The sequence below is a fragment of the Rhodococcus sp. NPDC077669 genome (assembly GCF_040686915.1).
In the GTDB taxonomy this organism is placed as follows: domain Bacteria; phylum Actinomycetota; class Actinomycetes; order Mycobacteriales; family Mycobacteriaceae; genus Rhodococcoides; species Rhodococcoides fascians.
Map to the genome: position 1 here is coordinate 120,740 of NZ_JBFBMD010000012.1, position 11,165 is coordinate 131,904.

Annotated in this window: 8 protein-coding genes; 3 read left to right on the top strand and 5 right to left on the bottom strand. The window is 67.1% G+C overall.

The genetic code is table 11. The annotated features are described in order from the left end of the window. Positions 1 to 57: 57 nt before the first annotated feature. Positions 58 to 1,065, top strand: a complete 1,008-nt coding sequence (locus tag AB0P23_RS15775) for a 4-hydroxy-3-methylbut-2-enyl diphosphate reductase (RefSeq protein ID WP_283541891.1) — start codon at positions 58 to 60, stop codon at positions 1,063 to 1,065. A gap of 30 nt (positions 1,066 to 1,095) precedes the next feature. Here AB0P23_RS15775 and AB0P23_RS15780 read toward each other — a convergent pair whose 3' ends face one another. Together AB0P23_RS15780 and AB0P23_RS15785 are read right to left on the bottom strand one after the other, a co-directional pair. Next, on the bottom strand, positions 1,096 to 2,202 hold the full coding sequence (locus AB0P23_RS15780) for a DUF6542 domain-containing protein (protein WP_283541892.1): 1,107 nt from the start codon (positions 2,200 to 2,202) through the stop codon (positions 1,096 to 1,098). A gap of 20 nt (positions 2,203 to 2,222) precedes the next feature. Beyond that, the gene (locus AB0P23_RS15785; protein ID WP_032375526.1) at positions 2,223 to 3,389 is read right to left on the bottom strand and encodes a DNA recombination protein RmuC; all 1,167 of its coding nucleotides are present in this window, start codon (positions 3,387 to 3,389) and stop codon (positions 2,223 to 2,225) included. A 123-nt stretch (positions 3,390 to 3,512) separates the two neighbouring features. On the opposite strand from AB0P23_RS15785, the gene AB0P23_RS15790 reads away from it, so the two are divergent. Continuing rightward, a complete protein-coding gene (locus tag AB0P23_RS15790) occupies positions 3,513 to 4,703 on the top strand; it encodes an exonuclease SbcCD subunit D (protein ID WP_032400269.1) in 1,191 nt (396 codons plus the stop codon). Continuing rightward, the gene (locus AB0P23_RS15795) at positions 4,700 to 7,720 is read left to right on the top strand and encodes an SMC family ATPase (protein ID WP_363798156.1); all 3,021 of its coding nucleotides are present in this window, start codon (positions 4,700 to 4,702) and stop codon (positions 7,718 to 7,720) included. Before AB0P23_RS15790 ends, AB0P23_RS15795 begins: the two co-directional genes overlap by 4 nt. A gap of 6 nt (positions 7,721 to 7,726) precedes the next feature. Here the strand turns inward: AB0P23_RS15795 and AB0P23_RS15800 are convergent, their stop codons facing one another. The 3 genes from AB0P23_RS15800 to AB0P23_RS15810 all read right to left on the bottom strand — a co-directional run bounded on the left by AB0P23_RS15800 (position 7,727) and on the right by AB0P23_RS15810 (position 10,984). Continuing rightward, complete coding sequence (locus tag AB0P23_RS15800; protein ID WP_363798159.1) at positions 7,727 to 8,953, bottom strand: AI-2E family transporter; 1,227 nt, start codon at positions 8,951 to 8,953, stop codon at positions 7,727 to 7,729. A 70-nt stretch (positions 8,954 to 9,023) separates the two neighbouring features. After that, entirely contained in the window at positions 9,024 to 9,518 is a 495-nt protein-coding gene (locus AB0P23_RS15805; protein WP_363798171.1) for a methylated-DNA--[protein]-cysteine S-methyltransferase, read from the bottom strand. Then, positions 9,518 to 10,984, bottom strand: coding sequence for an AlkA N-terminal domain-containing protein (locus AB0P23_RS15810; RefSeq protein ID WP_363798162.1), 1,467 nt, complete (start codon positions 10,982 to 10,984; stop codon positions 9,518 to 9,520). Before AB0P23_RS15810 ends, AB0P23_RS15805 begins: the two co-directional genes overlap by 1 nt. Positions 10,985 to 11,165 lie beyond the last annotated feature (181 nt).

The window sequence follows — 11,165 nt, forward strand, 5'->3', positions numbered from 1 at the left end:
GACAGGCCAGGGCCTGCGGAATGACCCGGTTGCTGCGATACACGTATCCTGGGAGGTATGTCTTCGGCTGTTCCTTTGAATCTTGGTATCGCACACTCCGCCGGCTCGCACACGACCGCGCATGCCGGGGGTAAGCGAGTGCTTCTCGCCGAGCCGCGCGGCTACTGCGCGGGCGTGGATCGCGCCGTCGAGACCGTCGAGAAGGCACTCGAACAGCACGGTGCGCCGGTGTACGTGCGCAAGGAGATCGTGCACAACAAGCACGTGGTCGAGACGCTGTCCGATCGCGGTGCGGTGTTCGTCGAGGAGACCGACGAGGTGCCCGAGGGTTCGCTGCTGGTGTTCTCGGCGCACGGTGTCTCGCCTGCGGTGCACACTTCTGCCGCTGAGCGGAACCTGCGGACGATCGACGCGACCTGCCCGCTGGTGACCAAGGTGCACCAGGAAGCCAAGCGGTTCGCCCGAGACGACTACGACATTCTGCTCATCGGCCACGAGGGCCACGAGGAGGTCGAGGGCACCGCAGGTGAGGCACCCGAGCACATCCAGCTCGTGGACGGCCCGGAGTCGGTGGACAGCGTCACGGTGCGCGACGAGAACAAGGTCATCTGGCTTTCGCAGACCACGCTGAGCGTCGACGAGACCATGATGACGGTCGCGAAGCTGCGGGAGCGCTTCCCGACCTTGCAGGATCCGCCGAGCGACGACATCTGCTACGCCACGCAGAACCGTCAGGTCGCGGTGAAGGCGATGGCACCGGAGTGCGATCTGGTGATCGTCGTCGGCTCGAGAAACTCGTCGAACTCGGTGCGCCTGGTCGAGGTCGCCCTCGGTGCCGGCGCACGGGCCAGCTACCTGGTGGACTACGCAAAAGAGATCGACTTGGCGTGGCTCGACGGCGTCGAGACCATCGGCATCACGTCGGGAGCGTCCGTGCCGGAGATCCTGGTTCAGGGCGTCATCGACCTGTTCGCCGAGCACGGATACGCGGACGTGCAGCCCGTCACCACCGCGAACGAGACCCTGGTCTTTTCCTTGCCCCGCGAGCTGCGCCCCGCACGCTGACCGGTCCATGACCGGCCGGTGTCGGTGGGGTCAGTCGTCGGCGTGGCGGTCGCGGTACCGAACCTGCGGCACCGGATGCGGAGGAATGTCGTCACGGCGCACGTTCGGCGGCGCGTCGTTCACAACCGGTTCGACTGTGTGCCGAGCGCTGCTGGAGTACGGATCGACGGCGTCCCGCGGCGGCTGAACCCGAGGCGAACGCTCCCGGCGAGGTTCCGTCGAATACGGTGCCTCGGACGGCTGCGGCCGCGATGGGCGCGCTACGCCGGGTGGGGGCGTGCGATCCTGCGGGTACTGGGCGTGCGAGCGGGAGGGCCGCTGGTACTCGGGCTGCGGACTCGCCTGACGTGCGTATCCGGGCGTCGTCCCGGGGGTTGTTGCCGACCGTCGTGGCGCGGCACCGGAGTCGGTTGCGGCGCGAGTGTTTGTTCGGCGGCCCACGTACGGCTCGGGCACGATGTCGGTGGCCTCGACCGCGGACACGTCGTCACGGTCCGCCGCAGCTCGACGGCTACGTGCGCGCGACGGACGGTCTTCCTGCGCTCGCCGCTGTGCCCGGGTGAGTGTGTCGTCCTCGGAGGTCGGGCTCCGGCGAGCGGAGTCGCCGGCTTTGGTGCTTCGACGAGGGGCGTCTTCCGATTTCGTGCGACGCCGAGCGGTGTCGGCGGTCTTCGTGCTGCGTCGAACTGCGGGCGCGTGCGTGTTCTGTCGCTTCAGCACGATGCGTACGGCACCGAGGCCGACGGCCACGAGGGTGCCGAGCAGCATCAATGGAAATCGGTTGACCAGCGGAATCGCCACGTTCAGGATGATGTCCTTGAGGCTGGTGCCCGCGTTGTCGGTGAAGTACTGGTACGACAGCGGCACTGCCACGAACAGAATCAACGGGGCTTGGACCATCGCGGTGAACAGTCCGCGGTAGCGGACCAGCAATACCGCCGCGATGCAGCCGAGGATGTAGAGGAACGCGAACGCACCGGTCAGCTCGGTTCCACGCGCGGCGTCGATGAGAAATCCGAGAAAGGTCAGCCCTGCGGCGATCGCAACGGCACCCCACGCTGGTACGCCGGGCAGGGTCGCGAGGATGGATCGGTGATCCAGCGGTACCCCGGATCGGGCACGTTGGGAGGTAGACACCCCTCGAGGTTAGCCGTAGTTCAGCCGACTGCATCGCTGACATGACCGAAGTCGTGCCGGTAGCGGGACGAATCGGACAGCTTGGGACGCTCGTCCACGCGTGCGATCTCCACCGGTTCGGCGTCGAACAGCTCGAGCTCGTGCAGCTTGCGTGCGGTGACACCCACCCTGCTGTCGACCGACCCGACCGTGGAGTTGAAGGACTCCACGGCCTTGCCGAGGTGGGCTCCGAGCTTGTCGAGATGTGTCGAGACGATTCCGATGCGGCCGTACAGTTCGCGGCCCAGCTGGTGGATCCGCGCCGCGTCCTCGGCGATCGACTCCTGCTTCCAGGTGTACGCGACGGTGCGCAGCAGAGCGACCAGAGTGGTCGGGGTGGCAAGAATCACGTTCCGGCCGAAGGCGTACTCCAGCAGGCTCGTATCCGACGTCAGCGCGGCGTCGAGAAACGGGTCGCCGGGAACGAACAGGACGACGAACTCCGGCGTCGGCTCGAATGCCTCCCAGTAGGCCTTGTCTGCCAGTTGATCGATGTGGGTGCGCAACTGCTTGGCGTGGCGGCGCAGATGCTTGTCGCGAGCACCGGGTTCTTCGTCCTGCGCGGCGTCGAGGTAGGCCGCGAACGGCACCTTGGCGTCGACGACGATCTGCCGATCGCCGGCGAGGCGAACGATCATGTCGGGTCGAAAGCCGTCCTTGCTCACCTGAGTGTCGAAGTCGCAGTGCTTGACCATTCCGGCGAGTTCGACGACCCGTTCGAGCTGGATCTCGCCCCACCGACCTCGGATCTGCGGTGCGCGCAGCGCGGTGACCAGTTGTCCGGTCTGCATGGAGAGCTGCATCGACGCGCGATGCATTCCGGTGACCTGTTCCGACAGGCCCGCGTACGCCCTGATGCGGTGGTGCTCGACTTCTCGAACGTGCTCGGCCAGGGCATCGACGGCGTCGTGCAGTGGCTCCACCAGATGGGACACCTGTTGGCCGATGACAGTCGAATTGCGCCGCGCGGAATCCTCGTTCACCGCGCTCAGCGACTGGCGAAGCAGCGCCTCGTTCTGGCGTAGAGCCGCCAGCTGTGCCTCCGCTCGTACGGCCCGATCACCCACCCGAGAGGCATGCAACAGCCACCCCACCACGCCGCCGATGGCGAGGGCGACGAGCAGGCCGAGCGCGGTGAGAATGTTCATGGTGCCGATGATGCAGCACGCCACCGACAAGTTCGGGCGAGACGAGCTGTGGGTCGATGCTCACGCCCGACAGGCCGACGAGCCTCGAATAGTTTGTCGGTGGTTGCCGATAGCGTCGTCGACATGAGAATCCTGCACACCTCGGACTGGCACATAGGTCGCACCTTTCACGGTGTCGACCTGTTGGCCGATCAGGGCGCAGTGCTCGAGTCCATCGCGGAACTGGTTGCCGCACAGTCGATCGACGTGGTAGTCGTCCCGGGTGACATCTACGACCGCGCCGTGCCGAGCGCGGATGCCGTAGTGGTCTGCAATCGCGGACTCGAAGCGATCAGAGCCGCCGGAGCCGTCATCGTCGCGACGTCGGGTAACCACGATTCGCCCGCTCGGTTGGGTGCCGGAGCTGCGTTCGCGTCGGCCGGTGGACTGCATCTGATGACCAAGGTCGGCAACGTCGCGACCCCGGTGGTCGTCGACGACGAGCACGGATCGGTTGCGTTCTACGGCATTCCGTACCTCGAGCCCGAGACCACCCGAGTCGAACTCGACGTTCCGGCGGCACGGACGCACGCCGAGGTGCTCGATGCTGCAATGGACCTGGTGCGCGCCGACCTCGCAGCGAGAGACGAAGCAGGGCAACATGTTCGGTCCGTCGTCCTCGCGCATGCGTTCATCGTCGGCGGTGAAGCAACCGGTTCCGAGCGATCGATTTCCTCCGGTGGAATCGAAACGGCACCGGCATCGGCATTCGACGGCGTCGACTACGTGGCCCTGGGCCATCTGCATTCTCCGCAGACACTCACCGAGCGGGTCCGGTACTCCGGCTCCCCGTTGCCGTACTCGTTCGGCGAACGCTCGCACCGTAAGGCCGTGTGGATTCTCGAACTCGACGCCGACGGGCTCGGCAGCGTCGATCGAGTGGACTTGCCGGTGGTTCGCGGTCTCGCCCGCATCGAGGGCACGGTCGAGGAATTGACCACTCACGCAGCCTTTTCCGAATACGAGGACCACTACGTCTCGGCGGTGCTGACCGACGAGGTACGTCCCGTCGATGCAATGCGGTTGCTGCAACAGCGTTTTCGGCACGCGATCCATCTCGAGTGGCGTCGACCCGAAGACGACGGGGGGCTTCGGTATCGCGATCGTGTCCGCGGCCGCAGCGACCTCGAGATCGCGACGTCGTTCCTGACGGACATGCGGAGCGCGCCCACCGCAGCCGAGTCCGCGCTCTTCGAGCGCGCTCTTGCTTCCGTGCAGCGCGAGGCCGAATCCACGCGCACACCGGCGAGCACCGTCGACCGCGGCGCTGCATGAGGCTGCACTCACTCGAGATCACCGCCTTCGGCCCCTTCGCGGGAACGGAGACGGTCGATTTCGACGCGCTGGGAGCCGACGGGTTGTTTCTGTTGCACGGCCAGACCGGAGCCGGGAAGACGACAGTGCTCGACGCCGTTGCCTTTGCGCTCTACGGCACCGTTCCCGGAGCACGGCGGGAGGGCAAGAGGCTGCTGTCCGACCACGCCGCGAGAGGTGCCGTCCCGCAGGTGACCCTCGAAGCAACGCTCGGTGGGCGACGAATCAGGATCGTGCGCAGTCCGGAGTTTCTGCGCCCCAAGCTCAGGACTGCCGGCACCACCAAGCAGCATGCCAAGGCGAGTCTCACGTGGCTCGACGGGCGTGGGCAGAACTTGACGCGGCTCAACGAGATCGGCGACGCGGTCAACGGGTTGCTCGGAATGAGTGCCGATCAGTTCTTTCAAGTGGTGTTGTTGCCGCAGGGCGAGTTCGCGAAGTTTCTGCGAGCAGACAGCGACGAGCGAGGAAACCTACTCGAAAGACTCTTCGACACAGGCAGATTCGGCGACGTGGAGGAATGGTTCGCTGAGCGGCGTCGAGAATTGGCCGCCGGTCTTGCCGACGCCGACCAGGCCATCGACATCATGCTGGGCAGAGTGTCCCAGGCCGCGGGCGTACCCGAGCCGTCCACCGACGACGCCGCGCCCGGTGAGCAGGCCCAGGATCCCCTCGAATGGGCGGCACGGGTTCTGGACGGTGCACGGCAGAACAGAACTCTCGCCCAGGGTCGTGCGGTGCTGGTCGACGCGGCAGCCGGGCGTGCGTCCGCCGCGCTGGCCGAGGCCACCAGCGCCCTGGACCTGCAGCGCCGACGCGCCATCGCCGAAGAGCAACTCGCGCAGTACCGGGACGGCAGTTCCGCCCGAGCAGCGCGCCGCGCGGAACTGGCCGATTCTGCTGCTGCGGGTCCCATCGCCGACGCCGTCGCCGATCTGCGCCTTGCCGCCACCACCGCAGATGCGGCCACCACAGCGCTGACCGCCGGGGAACAGGCACTGCCGACGTCCGCGGAGGGCAGGCGCTTCCACGACGCACTGCAGTGGCCGCCGGTACAGAACGATCCGGCCGACGAGCGAGCAGTGGTTGCCGAGTTCGTGCGAGCATGGACCACCGATGTCGCACGGCTGCAGTCGCTGCTCGGGACAGCCCGTGAGGCCGACCGGCTGGACGCCGAGCTCGCAGAACAGCGCAGACAGCGTGCCGAGACCGTTGCTGCCATCGAACGCACGACGACGAAACAGGCGACACTTCCCGAGACCCTCGCCGCTGTGGAAGCGCGGGTGGCGCGCGCAGCTGCGGCCGCTGCCGAGCTTCCGGGACTGGACGAGCGGTGCGCCCGCGCTCAGGCGGCCGCTGAGTCGGCCCTCGAATTGGTGCGGACCCGAGCCGTTCTCGTCGAGGCAGAACGCGTCAGGGACCGTGCCGCAACCGCGCGCAACAGCGCCTGGGAACACTTGCTCGAGCTGCGAGAACGCCGCATCGACGGCATGGCCGCAGAGCTGGCGGCCCGCCTCGAGTCCGGTGCGCCCTGTGTCGTCTGCGGGTCGGCCGAACACCCGAATCCGGCGGCTGCCGCCACGTCGACGGTCACGAAAGCGCAGGAGGACAAGGCCGCTGCCGCGGAGCGAAAATGCGCTGCCGAGCTGGAACGGTCGATCGCGGCCGTCGCCGACGCCAGTCGTGCGGTCGATCTGCTGCACGACCGGACGGGCGGAGCCTCCGCCGCGGAGCTTGCTCACACCCTCGATGCGGCGACGACTGCCGTCCGAGACGCCCGAGCGAGGGCCGCCGACCTCGACCCGGCGACGGCCGAGCTGCGCCGGCTGCGCGCCGAGTCGGATGCGCTGGCGGTCACGCTGCAGGATCTCGTCGCCAGGCGCAGCGCGCTCGACGAACGCATCGCAGCCACCGAGCGATCGGTGGCGCAGATGCGAGCGTCGGTAGCCGAGGAAATTGCCGAAGGCACATCGTTGACCGAGCGAATTGCCCAGTGCGAGAAGCTGATCGACGGTGCCCGCCGCCTGCAGGAAGCGCGAATCGCCTGGCTCGACGCCAGTGAGCAGCACGCCGCGCTGCGCGGCGAACTGGATCGACGGGTATCGGCATCGAACTTCGATTCCGCCGATGCAGCAGCAGATGCCGTTCTCACCGAAGACCGCGTCGAGCAGATCGAGACCGAGCTTCGTCTGGCAGAGGAGCGTCGGGCACACGCCGAACACGTGCTGCTCGAACCCGGCATCGTCGCCCAGAGCGGGCAACCGCCGATCGACCTGGATCCGCTGCGTGCCCGGTTCGCCGAACTGGACGGCGCGGCGAAGGTTGCCGCGGGGGAGGTGGCCGAGTGTCGCCGACGCGCGGACGAGCTCGAGCGGCTGATCGCCGAACTGTTCGTGGCGGCTGCGGCCATCGCGCCGCAACGCGCCGAGTTCGACGAGCTCGCCAACCTGGCGGATGTGGTCGCCGGGCGTGGGCAGAATGCACGCAAGATGTCGCTGCGGTCCTACGTGCTTGCGTCCCGTCTCGAGGACGTCGCCGAGTCGGCATCGGCGCGCTTGCGTCGGATGTCCTCCGGTCGTTACGAATTCGTGCACTCCGACGAGGCCGGCGTCCGCGGAAAGCGGGGTGGGCTCGGTCTCGACATCCGCGACGACTACACCGGTGTGGTGCGTTCGGCCAAGACGTTGTCGGGCGGCGAGGCGTTTCTGGCGTCGCTCTCGCTCGCGCTGGGTCTCGCCGATGTCGTGGCCGCCGAATCCGGCGGGGTCGTTCTCGACACCATGTTCATCGACGAGGGGTTCGGCACGCTGGATGCGGACACGCTGGAATCGGTGATGGCCGTGCTCGACGAATTACGTGCGGGCGGCCGCGTCGTCGGAGTCGTCAGTCACGTCGACGAAATGCGTCAGCGCATTCCGAGCCGCCTCTACGTCAAGCGTGGACGCGCGGGCTCGACACTGCAGGTCGTCGCGTCCTGATCGGAGCTACTTCTTCTCCGTCGTAGCGTCCTCGTCCTCGTCCTCATCTTCGAGGCCGGCCTGTTCGTCGGTCAGTCCCTCGGGTGCGGGGATCTGATCCTCGAGCTCGTCCTGATCGGGCTCGTTCGATCGCTCGTCGATCTGTTCGGAGACGTAGCGAATCAGCACAGCAGCCACCGCGGCAGCGGGCACTGCGAGGAACGCGCCGATGATCCCGAACAGCGAGCTGCCGCCGGTGACGGCCAGCAGCACGATCGCTGGATGCAGATTCATGCTGCGGCTCTGCAGGATCGGCTGCAGCACGTTGCCTTCGAGCTGCTGCACCGCGAGGATGATCGCGAGCACGATCAACGCGGTCGTCAAGCCGTTGGCCACCAATGCGACGAGCACAGCGAGAGCGCCCGCAACGAACGCACCGACGATGGGGATGAAGCCACCGAGGAACGTCAGGGTGGCGAGCACCAATGCCAGCGGGACACCGAGGATCACCAATCCGAGCCCGATGAAGAACGCGTCGATAAAGCTGACGATGGCCTGGGTCCGGATGAAACCGCCCAGCGTCACCCACATGCGGGAGAGGACTTCGCCGAGATGGCGTCCCGCGCGGCCGCCGGAGAATCCGTGCAGCCACGGCAGGAACTTCGGGCCGTCCTTGACGAAGAAGAACGACAGCACGAGCACCAGGGCAAGGGTCACGAGGATGGAACCGGCTGCCGAGACGCCGCTGAACACGCCGGTCGCGATGACGTCGCCGCTGTCTTGCAGCCGCGAGACGATGGCCGATACCGCATTGTCGATCTGGTCGTCGCCGATGTTGAGCGGAGGACCCTTGAGCCAGTCCTGCACCTGACCGATGCCGCCCGACGCCTGATCGACCAACTCGGGAGCCTGCTCGGCCACCGACGGAATGATCAGAGTGATGACCCCGCCGATCACGACGAAGAACACCACGAGCGACACGGACGATGCCAGCGCAGGCGGAAAGCCAAGGCGCATCATCAGTTTCGCAGGTGGCCACAGAACCGTGGCCACGATCACCGCGAGTAGAACCGGTAGCAGAATCACCCAGAGATGACCGATCAGCCAACCGAACACCCACGCGCCGGCCGCGATGGAGATCAGGATGAGCGACCATTTCGCCAGCCAGAGGCCACCGGTTCCGATGAGGTCCCCGCGATCTCGTCCGGACTTCGCGGGCTTCGCAGTACTGCCGGGAACTGCCGATTCGGTCACGGTGGGTCCTCACATTCGGCGGGTGGCGGTTCGTGAAGAACCTTAACGTCCCACTCCGACGCGGTGTCGGTCAGAGCGCCTCGTGGGCCAACAGCCACTTCTTCGTCGGCAGTCCCCAACGGAATCCGCCGAGTGCACCGCCGATCCGAACCACTCGGTGGCACGGTACGAACAGGGCGGCGGCATTGCGCGCGCACGCCGACGCGGCACCGCGAATCGCCGTCGGCCGTCCGGACAATTCCGCGAACGCGGAGTACGTCACCGGCGCTCCAGGTTCGACAGTGCGCAGCACGTCCCAGGCGTGCATCAGGAATTCGCCCGATCGTTGTGCGACGTCGATGTCGTCGATGCGGTCGACGTCGCCGCGGTGATAGGAGTCGACAGCTGCGGTGACGGCGCCGAGGTCGGTCGCCGAGCGGACGTCGGTGGGTCGCAACGTCGGATGGATCAACACTCGGAGTTCCTCGACATCGGCGGTCCAGCCCGACGCCAGCACGCGCTGATCGGCGTCGACGATGATGGTGAACGGACCGATAGGGGTGTCCTGCGTTGCGGAGGTGGCCATCATGCCTGCCTTCTTTCCAGTGCGGTGATCCACAGGTGCATCGAGACGTACGAACGCCACGGTGCCCAGCGTTGGGAGTTCTTCAAAGAAATGTCCAGCGCCTGCGCGCCCTGGCGGACAACGAGATCGGTGTCGAGCAGAACGTCGGGGTCGCCCAGCAGTCGCATGACGACATAGCGGGCCGTCCACGGCCCGATTCCCTTCAGCGCGAGCAGTTCTCGTTCCAGATCGGGACCCTCCCGCGCGGGGTGCAATGTCACCGTTCCCGACGCGATGGCGTCGGCGACGCGGATGACGGTCTGAACCCGAGCCGCCGGGCCGGTGAGGACCTCGTGGCCGCGTTCGGCGATGACGGCAGCGTCGGGGAACAGCCGTCCGACGCGTCCGTCGCCGAAATCCAGTGGTGCCCCGAGCGCGTCGACGAGCCTGGCGGTGTGGGTCGCCGCAGCCTTCAGCGAGATCTGTTGCCCGATGACGGTGCGCAGCAACATCTCCGCCCCGTCGACGACCCCGAGTGCCCTGATACCCGGATGGGCGTCGACGCTCGGCGCGAGTTGGGGGTCGGCGCGCAGGGCTTCGTCGACGGCAAGCGGATCGGCGTCGAGATCGAGCAGGTGTCGGATCCTGGCCACGGCCGGAGCGAGATCGCGCATGTCCTGCAGAGTCAGTGCGGCGCTGACGAATCCGTCCAGGATGCGCAGTGCCACCAGTCCGGCAGCGTGCGGTAACTGCAGTGAACGCACGTATTCGCCGTCGTCGGAAAACGATTCGATGCCCTCGACCACATGGCCTCGAAGAAACCACTCGACCCAGCCGCGGTCCAGCGGCGCGCGGTACGGCAGGCGCAACGTGACGGTGCCACCCGCAGTAGGTACGGCCGACCGGTGCGCTTCTCGCCGCAGGGTCGTCGGATCGACCGCGAAGACCTCTTTGACGGTGTCGTTGAACTGGCGGACGCTCGAGAAGCCGGCGGCGAAGGCAATGTCGGCCATCGACATGTCGGTGGTCTGGATCAACGTGCGGGCGGTATGCGCGCGATGGGCGCGAGCCAACGCGAGCGGCCCGGCACCCACTTCTGCCGTCAGAACGCGGGTCAATTGCCGGCTCGAGTAGCCGAGGGTGCTGGCGAGGCCGTCGACGCCCCCGCGCTCGACGGCTCCGTCGGAGATCAGCCGCATCGCAGGAGAACTCAGATCCGAGTGGATGTTCCATCGTGGGGAACCGGGAGTGGCGTCGGGCTGGCAACGGCGGCAGGCGCGGTAGCCGGATTGTTGGGCCGCTGCTGCCGTGGCCAAAAACGAGACGTTGCCGGGCTTGGGGGTGCGCGCCGGGCAGGAAGGTCGACAGTAGATGCCGGTGGTGGAGACGGCGGTGAAGAACTGGCCGTCGAACCGTGCGTCACGCGAGGAGACCGCGCGATAACACCGATCGAAGTCCAGTTCTTGCACCTGCCGTTCGCTGCTCATGCTCCTACTGTGTCAGCGCGATCCCGCCAGTGCTAGCGGAAATCGGACGCGGCTGCGGTCGTGGGGGGGGGGGGGGGGGGGGGGGGGGGGGGGGCCCCCCCCCCGCGCCAACCCACAAACACCAACAAACCCCCAGGAGGGGCGCCAAAGAAAAGAGGGGGGGGGGGGGGGGGTGATTGAG